The organism is Halomicrobium sp. HArcht3-1 (assembly GCF_058933345.1).
On sequence record NZ_JBZYDM010000001.1, the window covers coordinates 444,749 to 464,577 of the forward strand.

Genomic DNA, 19,829 nt, shown 5'->3' on the forward strand with positions numbered 1-19,829 from the left:
CATCCACCAGGGTAGAGACTGCTCACCGATCTACGTGCCTGGCGGATGAAAGGGCGAGGCGCTCTCGCGTACTCCGTGGTCGTCTGAGCGCCCACTATCCGAACGGAGTGAGGATATGTCGCTCAGCGACCGCGAGAGCGCCGAGGGCTTTCGGTGTCTGCCACTCGGCGCGAGCGTTTGCTACTCAGAAAACGACTGCGAGAACTGCTAGTCGTCGCTCAGTTGATCGAGTACCGAGGCGGGAATCTCCTCGCGCATCCCTTCGGGGATGTCGTCGACGGACATGCCCTCGGCGAAGGCTGGCGGACCGCCGGCGGTCGCCTCCGGTCCGAAGTCGGGATCGAACAGCTGGAGGGCGGTGTTGATCGTCGACCAGTCGTCTTCCTGTGCGGCGTCGCGCAGACTCTGGGTCGGTGCCGCGAGCAGTTGCGAGACGATGGCGTCGGCCATCGACTCGACGACGGCCTGTTGCTCGTCGTCGAGGTCGAGTTTGGAGAAGGCAGTCTGGAGTTCGCTGGCCTTGATGTGGTCGGCGCTCTCGTACATCGCCGAGATGACCTGATCGGCGCGCTTTCGCTTGTACTGGTTCAGAAGACGGTCGAACTCGGCGTCGACCATCTCCTCGACGGCCTCGGCGGCCTCGCGCCGCTGGGCGCGGGTCTCGTCGGTCAGCGACTCCAGCGTGTCCATGTCACAGACGGTCACGTCCGGGAGCGTGTCGGCGCTGGGGGGCACGTCGCGTGGCTGTGCGATGTCGATGACGAACGTCTCGCCCGCCGTCGCGAGCGTGCCGGTGTCGAACACCTGCTCGGTGCTGCCCGTCGCCGTGACGACGACGCGGGCCTCGTCGACGATCGTATCGATGGCATCCAGCGAGACGGCGGTCGCCTCGACGGGCACTTCGTCGGCGACGTACTCGGCGTTGGGGATCGTCCGGTTGGCGATGACCAGCCGATCCACGGCGTCTGACAGCGATTTGGCTGCGAGCGTTCCCATGTCGCCCGCCCCGACGACGAGTCCGGTCTCGCCGTCGAGATCACACTCGTCGGTCGCGAGACCGACCGCGGCCGAGGCGATCGAGACCGAGCCTTCGTTGATCGCCGTCTCCGTGCGTGCGCGCTCGCCGACGTGGATCGCCTTGGTGATGCCGTCCTCGAAGACGGTGCCGATGCCGCCGACGGCACGGGCGTCCTCGTAGGCCCGGCGGACCTGCCCGAGAATCTGGTCTTCGCCGAGTACGATCGATTCCAGCCCCGCCGCGACGCGCAAGAGGTGGCGAAGACTCTCCTCGTGACCCATCTCGACGACGGCGTCGTCTGGAACGCCCTCGGTAAACAGCGAGAGTGCGTCCGTCTCGCCGTTCTCCGTGACGACGTACCCCTCGACCCGGTTACACGTCTGGAGAACGAAGGCTTCGTCGACGACCGGGTCCGTCAGCAGTGTCTCGACGGCGTACCGTTGGCTATCCGCCGCTGCGGCCTCTCGGTCCTCGACGCTCGCGTGTTCGTGTGCCACGCTGACGCCGGAGATGACGCCCGTCCCTGCTCTCACGATAGATCACCAGTATGCTCGTCGATCACGTCAGTCGCTACTTGGGATACCTTACTACTGGGACTATCTAAAGCCTTCCAAACACGGCTCGATCTGACGGCTGTTCTGACAGCAGAGCGACGTTTTTTCGGCGGCACACCCTCTTTTTTCAGGGTCCGGCGCAGTTCCGCAGTCACCTCGGCCAGTTCACCGACGCCGGCGTAGTCCTCCTCGAAGCGCTCGCGCAGGTACTTCGACAGCGCTGGACTCGTCCCACCGGTGGCGACGGCGAGGGTGACCGGGCCGTCCCGGACGGTCGCGGGGACCACGACACTGTCGGGGTCGCGCTCGCCTGCCATGTCCGTGCGGTTGATCAGCGCGCCGTGGTCACGGGCCGCTTCGGCGACGGCCGCGTTCAGGTCGGCGTCGTCGGTCGCCGCCACCACGAGCGCCGGGTTGGTCCGGTCGATCCACTCGCGTGCGCCCGCCTCGTCGGGCGCTTCACGGACCCGCTCGGCGTCCCCGAAATCGGTGTCGGCGAAGTCGGGACTGACGACGACGACCTCGGCTTCGCTGGCGAACCGGCGGGCTTTGCGCGCGCCCACCGGCCCGCCGCCGAAGACGAGGACGGTCGCACCGCTGAAGTCGTGCAACAGCGGGATCATTCAGTCGTTCGTCGCCTCCCCGGCGTCGATCACGTTCGCCTCCGCCCGCTCGTCCATCCGAATCCCGGTCTTCTTCAGGATCTCTGAGGAAAACAGCGTGTCCCAGTCGCCCTCGTCCACGTCCCAGTACTCGGCCATGCGCTCGCGGACCTGCTCGACCCGGCGGTCGCTCTCATCCTCGCTGCGACCGTGGGTCATCGCGAAGACGTTGTACTCCCAGACGCCGTCGTGGCGCGGGCGCTCGTAGCAGTGGGTGACGAAGTCGAAACTCGCCACAGCAGGCCCGACATCCTCGACCACGTCGTCCGGGACGTTCCAGACGGTCATGCCGTTCTCCGAGTAGCCAAGCGCGTAGTGGTTCGGGACGACCCCGACACGGCGGACCTTCCCCTCCGCGTCGAATCGCTTGATCGTCTCGACGACCCACGCTGTCGATTTCCCGATTGCCTCGGCCACATCGGCGTACGGCGTCTCACTGATCGGCAGGCCGCCCTGAATTTCCATCACTAGATCGAGTTCGTCGGGCGTCAGCCCCTCGCGGTCCGTCGGCGTCACGTCCGGCCCCAGATCCGAGAGGTCGATACTGCCGTCTTCGAGGGGGCCTTCGACGGGGAACTTCGCCTCGACGCGGAACTCCTGCTGTTTGGGGAGATTGTACGTCTCCTGTCCGGTCGCGTCCTCGATCTCACCGAGCACCTCGGGGATTCGATCCTCGTCGGCGACCGAGAGGACGAACCACATGTTCAGATGTGGGTGCTCGCGCCGGTAGTTGTGGGCCACCTCGCGGAAGTCGTTGACCTGCTCGGCGACCTCGTCGAACCGATCCTCGGGGGCGTGCATCGCGACCAGCGTCGCCATCCCGCCGATGGCTTCGGCGTTGATCAGCGCACCGAACCGGGAGAGCGTGCCGTCGTCGTCCATCCGCTCGATGCGCTCGACCAGTTCGGTCTCGCTCACGTCGATGCCGCGGTCGCGCAGCGCCTCGGCGGCCGGTCCGAAGGGCCGCTCGGTGACGGGAAACCCACCCTGATACGCGTTGGCGATCGCGCGGTCCACGGGTCCCAGATCCTCGCTCATTATCGATGCTCGGGTCCGGGCCGGTATAAGCCCCGCGGCAGAACTGCCCGTTGGCTACGGCTCTCGGCCAGCCACGATAACGTGACCCATGCCGGCCGCGGTCAGAAGGGTCCCGACCACAACGCCGACGAGGTTCATCCGCCCGACACACTGCCAGTACCGGTCCTGTGCAACGCCCGGTCCCGCGTAGATCCGGTTTCCCCACACCGCGAGCGCGTGACTCGCGTTCGATGGGACGCTGCCGGTCGCCTCGGCGAGGTGGTACGTGTGCTGGAGCGTATCGAACAGGAGTACGTACCTGTCGAGGTCGTCCGGGCCACCGCCCCGGCAGCCAAAGCCAACGGCGAACACGCCCCTGATGTAGAAGACAGCGAATCCAGCGGCGACGGGCGCCAGCCCGATTTGCGTGGCTCGTGACCCGCGCCAGCGCCCGAGCAGGAGCACGAGCGGGAGACCGAACAGAATGGCGTGCATGAGGTCACTCGTCCCGCCGACTGGCGTCGCAAACTGGACGACGACCAGCACCGCGTAGGAGAGGGCGACCGCCGGAACGGCGAGCACTGTGAGCGCACTGTGCGTTTTCCAGCCCATCCGTTGTTCGTCCAGACTGCCTCGAAGCGCGCATCGGTCCGTAAAGTGTCTGTTGTTTTCCAGCTGCTGACAGGTGTGGAGAGCGCGATAACCGCCACCCCGACAGCAGTCCGATCGAACGTGCTGTCTCACCGAACGGTCTTTTGCCATCGCCGCCGTAGTCGGAACGATGATCTCCACGGCCGAACTCGCCGTACGACTGCTCACCGTGCTGTTCGTCGTCGTCGGCGTCCCGCTGTGGTTCGTCCTCATGTTCCGGGCGCTCGACTACATCGCTCTGGACGGCCTGATCGAGGAGTACCGACAGGGCCAAACCAGTCCGCTACGCGACCGTGGGCAACTCGACGCGTACTTCGCCGCCAACGAGGACGCCGCCAAGACCTGCCCCCACTGTGGCGCAGCCAACGGCGAGAACTACACCTTCTGTCACACCTGCCAAACGAAGCTGGAGTCGTAGTGTCGGGAAACCGAGCGGCTGGTGAGAACTGCAAGACACCGAAAGCCCTCGGCGCGCTAGCCCGATCTGTGACAGATATTCTCCCTTCGGTCGAATAGTGCCGACACAGATCGGGCTACCACACCTCGCCCTTTCATCCGCCAGGGTGTAGTTTGCTGATCTATCCACGAGCCTGGCGGATGAAAGGGCGAGACCGTCTGGACGAACCCCGGCGAGGTAAGCACTGGAGCGAACGCAGTGAGCGAAGGGCGCAGCGAGCCGCGGGAGTCCAGACGGTCGAGGGCTTTCGATGTCGTCGTTACGACCGTCACGCGTTATCCAAACACGCGAGCTAGATCAGCACTGAAGATTTATTCCCCAGAATCACTTCCCCGTAGCCAATGCAGTGGGACAACGAGCCGAGTGATTGGACGGACGAGAACGGCCGGATCACGATGTCGGTGCCGGGCGAGACCGACGCGTGGCGACACACGAAACACGACTTCGTGCAGGACGACGTTCCCTTCTACCACCGCGAGGTGTCGGGCGATTTCACCGCGACGGTCCGCTTTGCCGGCGACTACGGCACGCTGTACGATCAGGCCGGACTGATGGTCCGAGAAGACGCCGAAACGTGGCTGAAGTGTGGCGTCGAACTGCTCGACGGGCAGCAACACGCCAGTGCAGTCGTCACGCGTGAGGTCTCCGATTGGTCGGTCGTTCCCCTCGACGATTCACCCGAGTGGCTCTGGATTCGGGTCGAGCGCACTGGTGCAACCGTCGAGGTGTCCTGCTCGACAGACGGCGAAGAGTGGACGGTGTTTCGACAGGCGACTCTCACAGAAAGCAATCCGCTACAGGTCGGCGTCATGGGTGCAGCACCGCAGGGCGACGGCTTCGAAGCACGGTTCGAACAGTTCAGCGTCGAGTAACTGGGCGACTGGAGTGAGGCGACCGGATTACTCCGAGCCGAGCACACCGGTCACGTCGTACCCGCGGTCGCGCAGTTCCGAGAGGATGCCCTCCTGATCGGCGCTGGCCTCGTAGTAGATCACGATATCGAAACTGCCGTCGCGGAGCAACTGCTGGCACTCCCAGACGAACTCCTCGTCGTCGATGGTCAGTCCCTGATGCTGATTCGAGGAGAAGTCGCTGTCGTCGTTGCCCGAGTAGACGTAGGTGTCTTTGGGGTCGTGGCCGGCGTACTCGGCGATGACGTTGCCGGCTTCCAGCGTCGTCTCCATCATCTCGATGTCGTCCTGACCGTCGAGGTCGGTGTGGATGATCGTTCCGTTCAGTTCGATGTCGCCGGGTTCGAGCAGTGCCTTCGTACGGCGGTAGAGGTCCTCGTCGAGCGAGTCGGCGTCCATACGACATACTCGTTAGCAGGGATTAATACGACTCACGGTTCGTCGGCCGACGGCCGGCGTTGCGACTGCTCGTCGGTGTTGCTGGCGGCGGTCGCAACCGCCGCTACTCGTACCGAATCGGAGACTGCGACGTTCTGCTTACAGTCGCGTCAGATTCTCGGCACGCGGACCCTTGTCCGCCTGCACGATATCGAACTCGACTTCCTGCCCCTCTTCGAGGTCAGGGCCGCCGACGTCTTCCATGTGGAAGAAGACGTCCTCGTCAGCGTCCTCCGTTTCGATGAAACCGTAACCGCCGGTGTCGTTGAAGAAGTCTACAGTACCTTTCGCCATTGTGATCACAGCCGGGTGAGGTTTTCTGCACGCGGACCCTTGTCCGCCTGCACGATATCGAACTCGACTTCCTGCCCCTCTTCGAGGTCAGGGCCGCCGATGTCTTCCATGTGGAAGAACACGTCTTCGTCAGCGTCGTCTGTATCGATGAAACCGTAACCGCCAGTGTCGTTGAAGAAGTCAACCGTACCGGTCGCCATTGCACCTTCCAAGAGGGGAGTATGGTATTAAAACCCACCGGTAATTGTGACCTCTCGGTGGCAACTGATACTGTAGTAAGCCCCGAACTCGGGGTACAAGGTGGCCTTACCGCGGGGTGAGCGGGAACCGGAACACAAAACTCATGTCGGGCCACTTTGATCAGTGAAACGATGCTACGGCGGGCACGAGCACTGGCACAGTCGGCTTACGAACGACTCCTTGAGCGCGAACTCTCCGACGCACCCAGTCACGTCGCCGTCATTCAGGACGGTAATCGCCGGTACGCCCGCAAACAGGGCGAAGCAAAAACTGAGGGGTACCGTGAAGGTGCAGAGACGACGGAAGCGCTCCTGCGCTGGTGTGAGACGCTCGCTGTCGAGGAGGTCACACTCTATGCTTTCTCGACCGAGAACTTCGACCGCCCGCCCGAAGAACGCGAACACATCTTCGACCTCGTCGAGCGAAAACTCAGAGCCTTCGCCGACGCCGACCGTGTTCACAACAACGAGGTCCAGATTCGCGCCATCGGCGAGACCGAGATGCTCCCGGAGCGCGTTCGCGACGCCATCGACTACGCCGAGGACAAGACTGCGACGTACGATCAGTTGCATCTCAACGTCGCACTGGCCTACGGCGGTCGTGCGGAGCTACTTGGTGCCACGCGGGACATCGCCCGCTCGGTCCAGTCGGGCGACCTCGACCCGGATTCGGTCGACGTCGAGACCATCGAAGATCGGCTGTACGAGGGACCGACCCGCGACGTGGACCTGATCGTCAGGACCGGCGGCGACGAGCGCACCTCGAACTTCCTGCCGTGGCACGCCAACGGCAACGAGGCCGCCGTCTACTTCTGTGCGCCCTACTGGCCCGAGTTCCGCAAGATCGACTTCCTGCGAGCGATCCGAACCTACCAGAACCGGGCCGAATCGTGGCGTCGGACCCGCGCCCGACGGGCGCTGACGCTCGTGCGTGCGCTCGGTCCCGAAACCCCGCAGGCCCGGCGCGTCCTCGGTCGGTTCAAGGACACGCTCACCCGACAGGAACGACAGGCCGTCGAAGAGGACGTTGAACCGCTCGCGGACTGAACGACCACCTTTTTCGGCGTCGGGTTCGAGTCGCGCCTTCAGCGCGTTCGAACCGCTCGCGCAAAAACGTCTTCAGAGATCTTTGATCTCTGATGGGCTCGCAAGAGCGACGCTCTTGCGAACGTGGGCGAAAAAGGCCGGAATCGCCGACGGCGATTCCGGTGTTGTGCGTGAGCCTGCGAACGCACCGCTCGTCAGAGCTTGCTCTGACGGTGAACCGGGCGACCTGCCGGGTCCTTCGGACCGCTCGGTCGCCCGGATACTGTTCAGTCGGTACAGCCGACGAATCTTGCTGATCGAAACACCGATATTCTACTTCACCCGCCCTCTTGGACTTCGAAGATCTCGTCTGCGGTGAGGCCATGGGCTTCTTCGTGAACCTTCTTTCCCGCTTCTTTATCTGGGCCTTCAAAGAGGCAGAAGACGGCACCCTCGTCGTCGTCCACCCAGTAATTCAGATATTTTACGCCATGTTTCTCCTGGGCTTCAATATCTTTCTTGTGAGCTTCTACGACGTCCTCAACGCTTGCGTCGACATCTCTATGAACGTCCATAAACAGTGGCATGATACAACTCAACGAAGGAGCGTCGTGGGGTTAGTTATTGAGGGGCATCTCTGAGTAGGACATAAAATATCGAGAGGCGATACGTCCGTCTCGACCGGTCGGAGACTGTGCTGTTGGTGCCGAGTGGACACGGTCTTCAGACTATCCAGCCGCTGGATAGGTGTGCCTTATTCAGAAGCATTCCCCGATCAGAATATCTGTCTGAGTGATTAGATACTGAGCAACACGCATCCCTACCGAGCGACTGGTTCAAGCCTCTCTGCTTGGAACAAACTCTCGCGTGGATCAGTCTCTGACAGACTCCGGCCGAACTACCGAGAAACTCACACGGCTCGTCTTTCGGTGTTTGGCCCCTTCGATTCGCTCACCGTCCGAACTACCTTCACTGCTCGCTCTGCTCGCAGTGACGTAATTCGGCCTATCGGCCGAATTTCCGAAACGCTCGCTCCACTCCCGTTTCGGCGTTTGGTCTACCGACCAAACCGCCGCTGGCGTTCCTGATAGTCCCGCAACGCCCGGAGATAGTCCCGTTTGGCGAAGTTCTGCCAGTTCACGTCCGTGAAGTACAGTTCGGAGTACACCGACTGCCAGATCATGAAATCGGAGAGCCGTTCGGCACCGGTCTTGATGACGAGGTCGGGAGCCGTCGGGAAGACGAGTTGCTCCTCGACGACGGACTCGTCGATATCGTCGGGATCGAGGTCGCCGTCGTCGACCGACTGAGCGATCGACTGGACGGCGATGGCGAACTCGTGTTTGCCGCCGAGACCGATCGAGATGCCGATCGGTGCGTCGGTCGGTTCGTCGTCGTCGGGGGCCCGAACGGCGACTTTGCGGGGTGCTCGGAGCGTCGTGAGTTCGGTTTCGATCGTCGGGACGACCCCCTCGTCGAGGACGCTGACGTAGACGACGATCCGCTCGGCCCCGAACTGGACGGCCAGATCGAGGAACCGTTCGAGCGTCTCGTAGGCACCTTCGACGAGCAGGTCCTGTTCCGTGATGACCAGCGCGACCGTTTCCGGGAGGGTGGCGTCGCTCAACTGGAGGCGGGCGGCGAGATAGCGGTCGTACACCGTCACGTCGGGTCGTACAGCGCCGATCGGCCTAATTCTGTCGTCTCGACGGCCTGCCCTCGTGGTCAGCAAGTTCGGAAAGGGTAAGTGCCTCTCCACGGAACGGGCGTGACGTGACATCACCTGTCCGGCGGGCTGTGGGGTTCGCGCTGGTCGGGACGCTGGCGCTCGTCGTGCCCGTCGCCGACGGTCTCCAGCCGCTCTGGCTCGCGACCGTCGCGGCCATCGCACCCTTCATCGCCGTGGCGACACTCGCATTGACGGTCGTCGACAGCGGGCCGCTGTTCGAGTTGTTCGCCAGACCGGGTGATCGCGACGAAAACACGCTGTACGGGCTTGCTGGGTTCGCACTCGCGATCGCGGGGCTGGCACTGCTTGCGGTCCAGTTCGGGTTACCGATCCCGGTGTTCGCCGCCAGCGTGTTTATCCTCGCGTACGGGAACCTCGGGGCACGCCTCGTCGAGCGCGTCAGCACCGACCGTGCGCTCGTGACCGCTGGCTTCGTGACCGGGGGCTTCCTCGGTGCGACGGCCGGGAGCGCTATCACCGCGATGGTCGTCGGGACGCCGATGACGGGCGATTTCGTCGCGCTCCTCGCGTTCTACGCCATCAGCGGTGCGTTGCTCGGGGCCTTGCTTCGGGCCGTGCTGTTCGAGCGCGACGATCCGCTGGTCCTGCTGTCGATCGGACTCGTGCTGTGGCTCTTCTCTGACCTGCCCCTGCAGGACGTGACGGCGACTCGCATCGCGCTCGCACTCGCGGTGACAGTCGTCCTGGGCTACGTCTCCTACGCTCTCGAAACGGCCTCGCTGCCGGGGATGCTCACCGGCGTCTTTCTCGGTCTCCTGACCATCGTGCTTGGTGATTTCCGGTGGTTCGCCATGCTGATCACCTTCTTCGGACTCGGCGGACTGTCGGCGAAGTTCCGGTACGAGGAGAAACAGGACCGCGGGATCGCGGAGGCAAACGACGGCGCACGCGGGAGCGGGAACGTCCTCGCGAACTCCATCGTCGCGCTGATCGCGGTTCTGGGCTGGGCCGCCATGCAGAACCAGTCCGTGATCGACCCGATGGTCTTGCTGTACGTCTTCGCCGGCGCCGTCGCCGCCGCGATGAGCGACACCTTCTCCAGTGAGTTCGGCGGTCTCTACGACAATCCGCGTCTGATCACGACGTTCGAGCGCGTCGAACCGGGGACCGACGGCGGCGTCACCTGGCAGGGCGCGGTCGCCGGGCTGGTCGGCTCGGGGCTGATCGCCGGCATCGCCGGAGGCCTGTTCCCTGCGGTCGACGTGGCCGGGACGCTGTTGATCCTCGGAGCGGGCTTCGCCGGGATGCTCGCCGACAGCGTCCTCGGGGCGACCATCGAGGGCGAGACCATCGGCAATCAGACGATCAATCTGCTCGCGACACTCGTCGCGGCGCTGGTCGGTGGCGGTCTCGCCGGTCTCGTCCTGCTATGATCCGCGAGGGCCGACCCGAGGACTGGCCCCGACTGCGCCGGATTCAGGCGGCGACACTGTCGGACCCGTGGCCCGAACTGCTGGAACTCTCGTTAGGTGAGCCGTCGCTCGTACTCGTCCTCGAAACCGACGAGCCGATCGGCTACGCGCTGGTCGTGCCGGATGGCTCGGTCGGCTACGTCGCGGAGTTCGCTGTCGCACCGGCACAGCAGGGGCAGGGTAAGGGGACGGCGCTGATGCAGGCGCTGCTCGAACGGCTCCGGGACGAGGGCATCGCGACCGTCAGACTCACTGCACGGGCCGACGACGAGCGCGTCCACGCCTTCTATCACAGCCTCGGCTTTTCGATCGTCGAGGAGATACCGGACCACTACGACGACGGCGACGGACTACTCTTCGAGCGGGAACTGTCCCCGGAGGAGTGATCGCTACAACTGATCGATCGTCCGCACGCGGACCGCCGTCGGCTGTTTGACGAACTCGCCTGTTTGCTCGGCGATCACCTCGCGCACGCCACGCTGGGCGGCCACGTCGAGGAGGCGCTGGGAGAGCGCCCCGTCGAGGACGAGCGCCACCGGGACGGGGTCGGCGTCGGACACGAGGTCAAACGCCGCGTCGCTTGGTCCCTCGGTCAGGATCGTCGCATCGGCGTCGAGCAAGCGAACGGTCCCGGTGTTGCCGGTGATGACGTCCTGTGCGTGGGCGGCGACGGTCGCGGGAGCGTCCGCGTCGTCGCTCGCGGTGGACGCGCCCGCGTCGTCGGCCGTTTCGGGATCGACAGTCGCGTCGGACTCGCCGGCCGTCTCGACCGATTCACCGGTGTCCGTGTCCGAGACTGTCGTTGTACTGGTGGTGTCGTCGTCCGGCGGTGTCGATGCCGCTGTCTCGACGGCCGTCCCGCCGGAGGCAAGCGCCCGCTGGGCCGGTTCGTCCGCCGGGCTCTCTCCCGTGCCCGGTCCGACTTCCTCGACTGCTTCGTAGGCCACCTTGTCACGGAGCGCAGCCAGCAGTTGCGAGCGTCCGAGGTCCTCGACGCTCGATCCGTCAGGCGCGAAGGCGACGTAGTCGACGGCACCGACCTGCGCGAGTTCTTTCAGAATGAGTTCGCCGCCGCGGTCGCCATCGAGGAAGGCCGTCACCGTCCGCTCCGTGCTCAGGTCCGCGACCGCGTCGGGTACGTCGGTCCCCTCGACGGCGACGGCGTTCTTGATACCATACTGGAGCAACTGGAGCACGTCGGCGCGCCCTTCGACGACGATGATGGCGTCGCTGTCGGCGACGCGCGGGCCGGCGGGCAGTCCCTCGTACTCGGTGATGTCCTCGACGCGCAGGCGCTGTCGCACCTCCTCGACGATGTCGTGGGAGGTGATCGCCTCGGCTTCGAAGTCGGCAAGCAGTTCGGTCGCCCGGTCGACGACCTCGCGGCGCTTGGCGCTGCGAACGTCTTCGAGTTCGGTAACGGTGACGCTGGCCCGGCAGGGACCGACCCGTTCGATCGTCTCCAGCGACGCTGCGAGGATGGCCGTTTCGACGCGGTCCAGGCCGCTGGCGATGGTAATCTCGCCGTAGGACTGTCCGCTTTCGGAAGTCACGTCGACGTCGATCCGTCCGACTTTCGACCCTTCCTGTAGCTCCCTGAGATCGAGTTCGTCGCCGAGCAATCCCTCGGTCTGGCCGAACACCGCGCCGACCACGTCGTTGCGCTCGACGACACCTCTGGCCGTAAAGTCCGCGTGGATGAGATACTTAGTAGAGTCCTGCATTCTGGGTCCCAGTGACGGGGGTTCGCCCCGTGTTCGTGTCAGAAACAGGTTGGGTTGGCCGACTCAAATACTTGCCGACCGGGGCGAGTGTTGGACCGGGCCCGCTCGTCCTGTCGGCTGTGTATCAGACCGTCCGGTCGAGCACCGCCCCACCGTGGGAGAGCGCTTCGATCGGGTCTGCGGGTTCGTCGTTCTCGTAGACCGCCCACTCGGCGTCGATGTCGTGGGCAGCCTCGGCGACCGCCGGGATGTCCAGATCACCGTCGCCAAGCGCGGGCACGTCGTCACTGTCGAGATGGACGTCCTTGAAGTGGACGTGCGAGATGCGGTCGGCGTACTCGGTGAGGAGTTCGACCGGGTCGACGCCGCCGTACAGCGCCCAGCCAGCGTCGACTTCGAACATGAGGTCGTCGCTGGCCCGCTCTGCGAGCACGTCGAAGGCGATGCCCGCGTCGGTCTCGACGAACTCCTGGTCGTGGTTGTGGTAGTGCAGTTGTAGCCCGTGTTCGGCGACTGCTTCGGCCAGTTCCGAGAGCCGGGATGCGGTCGCTTCGACTGCCGCGACGCTCTCGAAGTGTTCCGGGTCCAGCCACGGGACGACGATGTCGTCGTAGCCGAGCGTCTCCGCCGCCTCGATCACGCTGTCGAGGTCGTCTTCGAGTGCATCGATACCGACGTGGGCCGACGCGGCGACCAGTCCCGCCTCGTCGAGGGCTGCTCGTACGTCTGGCGCGGGTTCCTCGTTGACTCGATAGGCGAACTCGACGCCGTCGAACGGGGTCTCGCCGACTCGCTTGATGATCTCGGTGATCGACTCGTCGATCTCTCGGACCGAGTACAGCTGAATTGCCGTCTGCATGGCGCGGCCTTTGTGACCGTCGTTCAAATAGTTGCGCCCGCGTGTCGGCTCTTCTCGACGTATCTTTCGCTGACACTCTGCTGGGCCATTCACGCGTGTCTCCGGTCGTATGAACGGTATTTTTCTTCAGTCTGTGGTTTTGAAGCGGAGTCACACATATACTTCGGGAGTCGTAACACTGGACAACGATGACGACACGATCGAAACGACCCGGTCGCCTCGCAGGTGTCGGGTGGGCGGTCGCTGCCGCCGTGTTGGTGGCCGCGTCCATCCCGTGGTTCCTCTGGCGGGACAGTACCGTCGTCGCCGGCCTGCCGCTGTGGCTCTGGTGGCACATCGGCTGGCTCTGTCTGGCCTCGCTTTGCTTTCTGGCCTTTGCCCGCTACGGCTGGGGCGTCGGTATCGAGACCGGCGCAGTGATCGGCGACGTGCCCGCGGACGACCCGGCGGAGGGGCGGACGGATGACTGAAATCGCGATCCAGCTTGGTATCGTCGGCGGCTACATGATCGCCGCGGCGGCCATCGGGCTGGTCGCCTACCGCCTGACCGACCGCACCGCCGAGGACTACTACCTCGCCAGCCGAACCTTTGGGACAGTCGTTCTGCTGTTTACGACCTTCGCGACGCTGCTGTCGGCGTTTACCTTCTTCGGCGGCCCGAACCTCACCTACTCGGCCGGTCCCGAGTGGATTCTCGTCATGGGCGTGATGGACGGGATCATCTTCGCGGTGCTGTGGTACGTGCTGGGGTACAAGCAGTGGCTCGTCGGCCAGCACCACGGCTACGTCACGCTGGGTGAGATGCTCGGGGATCGCTTCGGATCACCCGTTCTGCGTGGTCTCGTCGCGGTGATCAGCCTCTTCTGGCTGTTTCCCTACGTGATGCTCCAGCAGAAGGGTGCGGGACAGGCCATCGTCGGGCTGACCGGCGGCGCGGTCCCGTTCTGGGTCGGGGCCGGCGGGATCACGCTGTTCATGATCGTCTACGTCGCGGTCTCGGGGATGCGCGGCGTCGCGTGGACCGACACCCTGCAGGGCTTGCTGATGCTCGGGCTGGTCTGGGCTGCCGTCGCGTGGGTACTCAGTGCGGTCGGCGGGCCGGCGGCCGCGACCGCGCGACTGGCCGAGACCAACCCCGAGTTCCTCGCGCTCGGGGGCGGACTGTACACCCACGAGTACGTCATCTCGACGGCCATCTCTATCGCCTTCGGCGTGACGATGTTCCCCCAGATCAATCAACGGTTCTTCGTCGCCCGCTCCGAGCGCGTCCTCAAGCGGACCCTCGCGCTCTGGCCCGTCCTCGTCGTCCTCCTCTTCGTTCCGGCGTTCATGCTGGGCGCGTGGGCCGCGGGGCTGGGCGTCACCGTCCCCGAGAACGGCAACGTCGTTCCCGCAATCCTGAACGAGTACACTGCCGGGTGGTTCACCGCCGCCGTCGTCGCCGGGGCGATGGCCGCGATGATGTCCTCCAGCGACTCGATGCTGCTCTCCGGGGCGTCCTATCTCACGCGGGACCTCTACCGACCCCTGACTGACCTTGCCGACGCCGACGACAGCGGCCAGCCACGGGGACCGCTGCTGGCACGCCTTCGCTCGCGGCTCCGCACCGTCGCGATCGCCCTCGGTCGTCTGCTCGCATCGAAACAGGACCGCGAGGCGCTGGTCGCACGCACCGGCGTCGTCGTCTTCGCGACGATATCGTTCGTCGCCAGCCTGTATGCCCCCGGTACGCTCGTCCAGATCGGCGACACCGCCTTCGGCGGGTTCGCACAGCTTGCGCTCCCGGTGCTGGTCGCACTCTACTGGGCGCGGACGACCCGTTGGGGGATGTACGCCGGCATCGGTGGCGCACAGCTGTTCTACCTCGCGAGCGTCTTCCTTCCGATGGTACCCGGCAGCTACCTCGGTGGCTGGTCCGCGAGCGTCGTCGGCATGCTGCTGGGACTGGTGCTGACGGTCGGTGTCTCGCTCGCGACCGACGCCGCGCCGGGCGAAGACGTGAGCCTGTACACGGTCTCGGCCATCGAGGGCGATTGATCGCCGCGAGCGTGGCACCTAAGAGCGTACGGTGCTTTCTTCCTGTATGGATCTGGAGAAAAACGTCGGCGGCCGTGACCGACTCGCGAGAGCAGCCCTCGCAGTCGTCCTCACGATCGCCGCGATTCGCTCGCTTCGCAACGGCAAACGACTCCGCGGTCTGCTTGCCGGAATCGGCGCTCTCGCCTTCGGGTTCAACGCGACCACGAAGTACTGTGGCGTCAACGACGCGCTCAGCATCGACACCACCGGCGACGAGGTGACCGTCGAGTTCGAGGACACCGACACTGAGACCCAGACGACGGACTCCGAGACCGGGACGACGACGGCAGACAGCGCACTGTCGACCGCCAGCCGGGGACGCGCACTCGTCTGTTCGGCCTGTGGCGAGCCGATCGTTCCGGGCCAGAGCCGCGGCCCGAACGAGCACGACGAGATCGTTCACGACGACTGCGCCTAGCGTTCCCGGCGTGACAACGCGGGAGGACGCCCGAAACTGGCCTTTTTTATCGACACCACTCCACCCTCTCTGTATGCAGACACACATCGTGCCGGTCGGGTTCGACTACGACCGGCTGATCGCGCCGCTCGTGCGCGAGCAACTGGACGTGGACCACGTCATTCTGCTCGAAGGTGCCGTGGGCAGCGAGGCAAACGTCGAGTACTCTCAGAATCTCGCCCAGAAACTGGAGAAAGACTACCAGAATCTGCTGGGCGCGACCACCGAACGGTTCGTCATCGAGGACGTGTACGACTACGACGCCGCCTTCGAGCAGGCCTTCGCACTCATCAACGCCGAACTCGACGAGGGCAACGAGGTGTGGGTCAACATCTCCGCGATGCCGCGCACCGTCTCCTTTGCCTTCGCGACGGCGTCCCATTCGATCATGGTCGAACGCGAAGGTGACCGGGATCGCATCCACACCTACTACACCGTTCCCGAGAAGTACCTCGAAACCGAACTCGCCGAGGAACTGCGCCAGCACAACGACCTGCTGGAGGACCTGCGCGAGGAAGTGACCGGCGAACTGGGCGAGCGCGTCGACCAGCACCTCGACTCGGCGCGGGACCTGCTGGCGGAGTTCGACGAGCGCGGGACCACCATCGGAGCCAAGGAGATCAACGGCAGCCACGTCGTCGAACTGCCCGTCGCCTCCTTCTCGAACGTCAAACCCTTCGAGGAAGTGATTCTCTTTACGCTGGGCGAGCACGGCGAGTTCGAATCGGTCTCGGAACTGGCCCAGGCGCTGGCCCGCGAACTCGGCGAGGAGTACACCGACAGCTTCCGGTCGAAAGTGATCTACAACGTCGACCGGCTCGGTCCCGGTGGGAAGGGCTACATCGAACAGGAGGAACACGGGAAGTCCTACCGGACGCGCCTGTCGCGGATCGGGCAACTGTGGGTCCGGGCGCACGCCGACCGCGAGCACGACCTGTCCTAGACTGCTTTGACGCGTCGACTCCAAGCCACGCACATGCCGACCGTCGAATACGCCGGTGAGACCATCGACTGTGCGACCGGTGCGATCCTTCGGGACGTGTTACTCGATGCGGGTCTGACACCACACAACGACGGCGCGACACGACTGAACTGCCGGGGTCACGGCACCTGTGGGACCTGTGCGGTCGCCGTCGATGGGCCGGTCAGTGACCCGACCCGGATCGAGCACTGGCGACTGGATTTTCCACCACACGACCGCGACGCGTCGCTTCGATTGGCCTGTCAGACGCGTGTCGAGGGTGACCTGACTGTTCGGAAGTATCCGGGGTTCTGGGGCCAGCACGTCGACCGGTCTCCCCGCTCGACCGACGAGTAAACCGAAGTCGGTAAGGCCCCCACTGGACTACGTCGGGATAGATGCTGCGTCGAGTATCCACCTCGCTCGTTCTCGTACCAGTAGTAGGGGCCTCTTTGCCCCACTAACACAACCCACTCGACGCTTGCACCGCTTTCCGACCATTGCAGACGCAGCCACACGCCGACAGAATCTATGAGTGACACACAGGACGCAACCGACGAATCGCCAGCAGACCAGCAGGGGATCGACGGCGAGTACGATCCCGACACCGTCGAACCACGGTGGCAAGACCACTGGGTCGAAGCAGAGACCTACGCCTACGACGCGCCGGCACCCGACGAGACCGTCGACCCGGACACCCGCTACAGCATCGACACGCCCCCGCCGACCGTCTCGGGCAATCTCCACATGGGCCATCTCTATCAGTTTACGCTCCAGGACTTCGTGGCCCGCTACCACCGAATGGCCGACGACACGGTGTACTTCCCCTTCGGCTACGACGACAACGGCATCGCCAGCGAGCGCCTGACCGAGCGCGAACTGGACATTCGCCATCAGGACTTCGAGCGCCGAGTCTTCCAGGAGAAATGCCGCGATGTCTGTCAGGACTACGAGGCCGAATTCACGGAGGACGTGCAGTCGCTGGCGATCTCCGTCGACTGGTCGAATACGTACAAGACGATCGAACCACGCGTCCAGCGCATCTCACAGCTCTCCTTTATCGACCTCTACGAGCAGGGCCGGGAGTATCGTCAGCGCGCGCCGACGATCTGGTGTCCCGACTGCGAGACCGCTATCTCACAGGTCGAGCAGGAAGACGAGGACAAACACACCAAATTCAACGACATCGCGTTCGATCTGGTGGAAGACGCCGACGGCCCGGTCGACGACGAGACGTTCACTATCTCGACGACCCGCCCCGAACTGCTGCCCGCCTGCGTCTCGGTGTTCGTCCATCCCGACGACGAGGACAACGAGCACCTCGTCGGCGGCACCGCGCGCGTTCCCCTCTTCGAGCAGGAAGTCCCGATCATCGCCGACGAGCGCGTCGACATGGAGACCGGCAGCGGGATCGTCATGTGCTGTACCTTCGGCGACCAGAACGACATCGAGTGGTACCAGGCCCACGACCTGCCGCTGCGTCTCGCAATCGACGAGTCCGCGACCATGACCGAGGTCGCCGGCGACTACGAGGGCATGAGTACGGTCGAGGCCCGCGAGGCCATCATCGAGGATCTGGCCGAGGAGGGGTCCCTGCTCGAATCGCGAGACCACGACCACACGGTGCAGGTCCACGAGCGCTGTGGCGTCGAGGTCGAGTATCTCGTCACCGAGCAGTGGTACGTGAAGATGCTCGACAAGACCGACGAGTATCTGCAGGCGGGCCGGGAGATGGACTGGTTCCCCGACAAGATGTACAGCCGCTACGAGCACTGGATCGAGGGCTTAGAGTGGGACTGGTGTATCTCCCGCCAGCGTGACTCGGGTATTCCGATCCCCGTCTGGTACTGTGAGGACTGTGGCGAACCGATCTTCGCGAACAAGGCAGACCTGCCGGTCGATCCCCTGTCGGACGACCCGCCGGTCGACGCCTGCCCCGAGTGCGGCCACGACGACCTGCGCCCCGAGCAGGACGTGTTCGACACGTGGGCGACCTCGTCGCTGACCCCACTCGTCAATGCAGGCTGGGATTACAACGCCGAAACCGAGGAGTTCGAGATGGACAACCCCGAACTCTACTCCTTCGACCTGCGCCCGCAGGGCCACGACATCATCTCCTTTTGGCTGTTCCACACCGTCGTCAAGTGCTACGAGCACACCGGCGAGGTCCCCTTCGACAACGTCATGATCAACGGCATGGTCCTGGACGAGAACCGCGAGGCGATGTCCAAGTCCAAGGGCAACGTCATCCCGCCCTCGGAGGTCCTCGAAGAGTTCCCCGTCGACGCCACCCGCTACTGGGCCGCCGGAACCTCCATCGGTGACGACTTCCCGTACAAGGAAGGCGACCTCGAAGCCGGCGAGCGCCTGCTCCAGAAGCTCTGGAACGCCTCTCGGCTGGTCGATCAGCTCACTCCCGACCCGGCCGCAGTCGACGAAGCCGCGGCCGACGACCTCGCGCCCATCGACGAGTGGTTCCTCGCGGAACTGGACGCGACCGTGGCCTCGATCACCGAGCGCTTCGAGGCCTACGAGTTCTCGAAGGCCCGGAACGAACTCCGGTCGTTCTTCTGGTCGACGTTCTGTGACGACTATCTGGAGATCGCGAAACAGCGACTGTCCGGCGGCGAGAACGCCTCGACGGAGTTCGCACTGACCTACGCCCACCGCACGTTCCTGAAGCTGTTCGCGCCGTTCCTCCCCCACATCACGGAGGAGCTGTGGGACACCATGTACGAAAGTGGATCGTCGATCCACACGACCGACTGGCCGACCGAAGGTGGCTTCGAGGCCGATCTGGAAGCCGGCGAGACGGCCATGGAGGTCATCTCGGCGCTACGAACGTACAAGACCGAGAACGGCCTGCCGCTGAACGCCGACCTCGACAGGGTCCAGGTGTACGGCCATGTCGAAGGGCTGGCCGACGCCGTCGCCGAAGCGATGCACGTCGCGGACCTCGAACTGCTCGCCGACGCGCCCGAGATCACGACCGAGATCAGCGACATCGATCTCGACTACTCGGTCGTCGGCCCGGAGTACGGCAATCAGGTCGGCGACATCGAGGCCGGTATCGCACAGGGCGACTACGAGATCGAGGACGGGAAGCTCCACGTCGCCGATCTTACGCTCGACGCGGAGATGTTCGAGGTCGAGGAAGCCCGAACCTACTCGGGTGACGGCGAGATGATCGAGACCGAGCACGCGGTCGTCATCGTCGGCTGACGGCCACCACGCTCGCGAGACTGTCGTTATCTCTCCTCGACACAAGGCTTATTCACCAGCTTGACCGAGAGAGAGTAGACACAGGCGTTGTGGTAGAG

At 64.4% G+C, this 19,829-nt stretch carries 22 protein-coding genes; 11 read left to right on the forward strand and 11 right to left on the reverse strand.

The window, feature by feature from the left end:
- Positions 1-207: 207 nt before the first annotated feature.
- The 4 genes from hemA to AC5FRW_RS02380 are packed head-to-tail and all read right to left on the reverse strand — an operon-like array spanning position 208 to position 3,863.
- Positions 208-1,551 (reverse strand): glutamyl-tRNA reductase, encoded by a 1,344-nt coding sequence (gene hemA, locus AC5FRW_RS02365; RefSeq protein WP_493566816.1) that lies wholly within the window; start codon positions 1,549-1,551, stop codon positions 208-210.
- Complete coding sequence (locus AC5FRW_RS02370; protein ID WP_493566817.1) at positions 1,548-2,195, reverse strand: precorrin-2 dehydrogenase/sirohydrochlorin ferrochelatase family protein; 648 nt, start codon at positions 2,193-2,195, stop codon at positions 1,548-1,550. Before AC5FRW_RS02370 ends, hemA begins: the two co-directional genes overlap by 4 nt.
- Positions 2,196-3,272 carry a siroheme decarboxylase subunit beta gene (gene ahbB / locus AC5FRW_RS02375; protein ID WP_493566818.1) on the reverse strand — a complete coding sequence of 359 codons (1,077 nt, stop codon included), beginning with the start codon at positions 3,270-3,272 and terminating at the stop codon, positions 2,196-2,198.
- A gap of 54 nt (positions 3,273-3,326) precedes the next feature.
- Positions 3,327-3,863 carry a hypothetical protein gene (locus AC5FRW_RS02380; protein WP_493566819.1) on the reverse strand — a complete coding sequence of 179 codons (537 nt, stop codon included), beginning with the start codon at positions 3,861-3,863 and terminating at the stop codon, positions 3,327-3,329.
- Positions 3,864-4,032: 169 nt separating this feature from the next.
- Between AC5FRW_RS02380 and AC5FRW_RS02385 the strand changes: the two genes are divergently transcribed.
- Both AC5FRW_RS02385 and AC5FRW_RS02390 read left to right on the forward strand, forming a co-directional pair.
- A complete protein-coding gene (locus AC5FRW_RS02385) occupies positions 4,033-4,320 on the forward strand; it encodes a DUF7577 domain-containing protein (RefSeq protein ID WP_493566820.1) in 288 nt (95 codons plus the stop codon).
- A gap of 380 nt (positions 4,321-4,700) precedes the next feature.
- Positions 4,701-5,231, forward strand: coding sequence for a DUF1349 domain-containing protein (locus AC5FRW_RS02390; protein ID WP_493566821.1), 531 nt, complete (start codon positions 4,701-4,703; stop codon positions 5,229-5,231).
- 27 nt (positions 5,232-5,258) lie between these two features.
- Here the strand turns inward: AC5FRW_RS02390 and AC5FRW_RS02395 are convergent, their stop codons facing one another.
- From AC5FRW_RS02395 to AC5FRW_RS02405, 3 genes are all read right to left on the reverse strand, one after another.
- On the reverse strand, positions 5,259-5,669 hold the full coding sequence (locus AC5FRW_RS02395) for a DUF5778 family protein (protein WP_493566822.1): 411 nt from the start codon (positions 5,667-5,669) through the stop codon (positions 5,259-5,261).
- Between the two features lie 138 nt (positions 5,670-5,807).
- Positions 5,808-6,002 (reverse strand): cold-shock protein, encoded by a 195-nt coding sequence (locus AC5FRW_RS02400; RefSeq protein ID WP_493566823.1) that lies wholly within the window; start codon positions 6,000-6,002, stop codon positions 5,808-5,810.
- A 5-nt stretch (positions 6,003-6,007) separates the two neighbouring features.
- Positions 6,008-6,202: a cold-shock protein gene (locus AC5FRW_RS02405; RefSeq protein WP_493566824.1), complete on the reverse strand. Its 195-nt coding sequence runs from the start codon at positions 6,200-6,202 to the stop codon at positions 6,008-6,010.
- Positions 6,203-6,373: 171 nt separating this feature from the next.
- Here AC5FRW_RS02405 and uppS point away from each other — a divergent pair, with 171 nt between their 5' ends.
- Positions 6,374-7,288: a polyprenyl diphosphate synthase gene (gene uppS, locus AC5FRW_RS02410; RefSeq protein ID WP_493566825.1), complete on the forward strand. Its 915-nt coding sequence runs from the start codon at positions 6,374-6,376 to the stop codon at positions 7,286-7,288.
- Positions 7,289-7,605: 317 nt separating this feature from the next.
- Here uppS and AC5FRW_RS02415 read toward each other — a convergent pair whose 3' ends face one another.
- Both AC5FRW_RS02415 and AC5FRW_RS02420 read right to left on the reverse strand, forming a co-directional pair.
- Entirely contained in the window at positions 7,606-7,854 is a 249-nt protein-coding gene (locus AC5FRW_RS02415; RefSeq protein ID WP_493566826.1) for a DUF4242 domain-containing protein, read from the reverse strand.
- A gap of 470 nt (positions 7,855-8,324) precedes the next feature.
- Positions 8,325-8,933: an undecaprenyl diphosphate synthase family protein gene (locus AC5FRW_RS02420; RefSeq protein WP_493566827.1), complete on the reverse strand. Its 609-nt coding sequence runs from the start codon at positions 8,931-8,933 to the stop codon at positions 8,325-8,327.
- A 107-nt stretch (positions 8,934-9,040) separates the two neighbouring features.
- On the opposite strand from AC5FRW_RS02420, the gene AC5FRW_RS02425 reads away from it, so the two are divergent.
- On the forward strand, positions 9,041-10,390 hold the full coding sequence (locus tag AC5FRW_RS02425) for a DUF92 domain-containing protein (protein WP_493566828.1): 1,350 nt from the start codon (positions 9,041-9,043) through the stop codon (positions 10,388-10,390).
- Positions 10,387-10,815: a GNAT family N-acetyltransferase gene (locus tag AC5FRW_RS02430; RefSeq protein ID WP_493566829.1), complete on the forward strand. Its 429-nt coding sequence runs from the start codon at positions 10,387-10,389 to the stop codon at positions 10,813-10,815. Before AC5FRW_RS02425 ends, AC5FRW_RS02430 begins: the two co-directional genes overlap by 4 nt.
- A gap of 3 nt (positions 10,816-10,818) precedes the next feature.
- Here the strand turns inward: AC5FRW_RS02430 and dnaG are convergent, their stop codons facing one another.
- On the reverse strand, positions 10,819-12,153 hold the full coding sequence (gene dnaG / locus AC5FRW_RS02435; protein ID WP_493566830.1) for a DNA primase DnaG: 1,335 nt from the start codon (positions 12,151-12,153) through the stop codon (positions 10,819-10,821).
- A gap of 124 nt (positions 12,154-12,277) precedes the next feature.
- Positions 12,278-13,012, reverse strand: coding sequence for a sugar phosphate isomerase/epimerase family protein (locus AC5FRW_RS02440; RefSeq protein ID WP_493566831.1), 735 nt, complete (start codon positions 13,010-13,012; stop codon positions 12,278-12,280).
- A 188-nt stretch (positions 13,013-13,200) separates the two neighbouring features.
- Between AC5FRW_RS02440 and AC5FRW_RS02445 the strand changes: the two genes are divergently transcribed.
- The 6 genes from AC5FRW_RS02445 to AC5FRW_RS02470 all read left to right on the forward strand — a co-directional run bounded on the left by AC5FRW_RS02445 (position 13,201) and on the right by AC5FRW_RS02470 (position 19,731).
- On the forward strand, positions 13,201-13,482 hold the full coding sequence (locus tag AC5FRW_RS02445) for a DUF3311 domain-containing protein (RefSeq protein ID WP_493566832.1): 282 nt from the start codon (positions 13,201-13,203) through the stop codon (positions 13,480-13,482).
- Positions 13,475-15,049 (forward strand): sodium:solute symporter family protein, encoded by a 1,575-nt coding sequence (locus AC5FRW_RS02450; RefSeq protein ID WP_493566833.1) that lies wholly within the window; start codon positions 13,475-13,477, stop codon positions 15,047-15,049. Before AC5FRW_RS02445 ends, AC5FRW_RS02450 begins: the two co-directional genes overlap by 8 nt.
- 46 nt (positions 15,050-15,095) lie before the next feature.
- A complete protein-coding gene (locus tag AC5FRW_RS02455) occupies positions 15,096-15,509 on the forward strand; it encodes a YgaP family membrane protein (RefSeq protein WP_493566834.1) in 414 nt (137 codons plus the stop codon).
- 73 nt (positions 15,510-15,582) lie between these two features.
- Positions 15,583-16,491 (forward strand): HFX_2341 family transcriptional regulator, encoded by a 909-nt coding sequence (locus AC5FRW_RS02460; RefSeq protein ID WP_493566835.1) that lies wholly within the window; start codon positions 15,583-15,585, stop codon positions 16,489-16,491.
- A gap of 33 nt (positions 16,492-16,524) precedes the next feature.
- Positions 16,525-16,866 carry a 2Fe-2S iron-sulfur cluster-binding protein gene (locus tag AC5FRW_RS02465; RefSeq protein WP_493566836.1) on the forward strand — a complete coding sequence of 114 codons (342 nt, stop codon included), beginning with the start codon at positions 16,525-16,527 and terminating at the stop codon, positions 16,864-16,866.
- A 174-nt stretch (positions 16,867-17,040) separates the two neighbouring features.
- A complete protein-coding gene (locus AC5FRW_RS02470) occupies positions 17,041-19,731 on the forward strand; it encodes a valine--tRNA ligase (protein WP_493566837.1) in 2,691 nt (896 codons plus the stop codon).
- The last annotated feature ends 98 nt before the right edge of the window (positions 19,732-19,829 follow it).

Coding starts and splice junctions, on each gene's coding strand:
- ahbB (WP_493566818.1), bottom strand. CDS start 3,272: ATGAGCGAGGATCTGGGACCCGTGGACCGCGCGATCGCCAACGCGTAT.
- AC5FRW_RS02395 (WP_493566822.1), bottom strand. CDS start 5,669: ATGGACGCCGACTCGCTCGACGAGGACCTCTACCGCCGTACGAAGGCA.
- AC5FRW_RS02400 (WP_493566823.1), bottom strand. CDS start 6,002: ATGGCGAAAGGTACTGTAGACTTCTTCAACGACACCGGCGGTTACGGT.
- AC5FRW_RS02390 (WP_493566821.1), top strand. CDS start 4,701: ATGCAGTGGGACAACGAGCCGAGTGATTGGACGGACGAGAACGGCCGG.
- AC5FRW_RS02450 (WP_493566833.1), top strand. CDS start 13,475: ATGACTGAAATCGCGATCCAGCTTGGTATCGTCGGCGGCTACATGATC.
- AC5FRW_RS02405 (WP_493566824.1), bottom strand. CDS start 6,202: ATGGCGACCGGTACGGTTGACTTCTTCAACGACACTGGCGGTTACGGT.
- AC5FRW_RS02455 (WP_493566834.1), top strand. CDS start 15,096: ATGGATCTGGAGAAAAACGTCGGCGGCCGTGACCGACTCGCGAGAGCA.
- AC5FRW_RS02445 (WP_493566832.1), top strand. CDS start 13,201: ATGACGACACGATCGAAACGACCCGGTCGCCTCGCAGGTGTCGGGTGG.
- AC5FRW_RS02415 (WP_493566826.1), bottom strand. CDS start 7,854: ATGCCACTGTTTATGGACGTTCATAGAGATGTCGACGCAAGCGTTGAG.
- AC5FRW_RS02440 (WP_493566831.1), bottom strand. CDS start 13,012: ATGCAGACGGCAATTCAGCTGTACTCGGTCCGAGAGATCGACGAGTCG.
- AC5FRW_RS02370 (WP_493566817.1), bottom strand. CDS start 2,195: ATGATCCCGCTGTTGCACGACTTCAGCGGTGCGACCGTCCTCGTCTTC.
- AC5FRW_RS02470 (WP_493566837.1), top strand. CDS start 17,041: ATGAGTGACACACAGGACGCAACCGACGAATCGCCAGCAGACCAGCAG.
- AC5FRW_RS02430 (WP_493566829.1), top strand. CDS start 10,387: ATGATCCGCGAGGGCCGACCCGAGGACTGGCCCCGACTGCGCCGGATT.
- AC5FRW_RS02460 (WP_493566835.1), top strand. CDS start 15,583: ATGCAGACACACATCGTGCCGGTCGGGTTCGACTACGACCGGCTGATC.
- AC5FRW_RS02380 (WP_493566819.1), bottom strand. CDS start 3,863: ATGGGCTGGAAAACGCACAGTGCGCTCACAGTGCTCGCCGTTCCGGCG.
- uppS (WP_493566825.1), top strand. CDS start 6,374: ATGCTACGGCGGGCACGAGCACTGGCACAGTCGGCTTACGAACGACTC.
- dnaG (WP_493566830.1), bottom strand. CDS start 12,153: ATGCAGGACTCTACTAAGTATCTCATCCACGCGGACTTTACGGCCAGA.
- AC5FRW_RS02385 (WP_493566820.1), top strand. CDS start 4,033: ATGATCTCCACGGCCGAACTCGCCGTACGACTGCTCACCGTGCTGTTC.
- AC5FRW_RS02465 (WP_493566836.1), top strand. CDS start 16,525: ATGCCGACCGTCGAATACGCCGGTGAGACCATCGACTGTGCGACCGGT.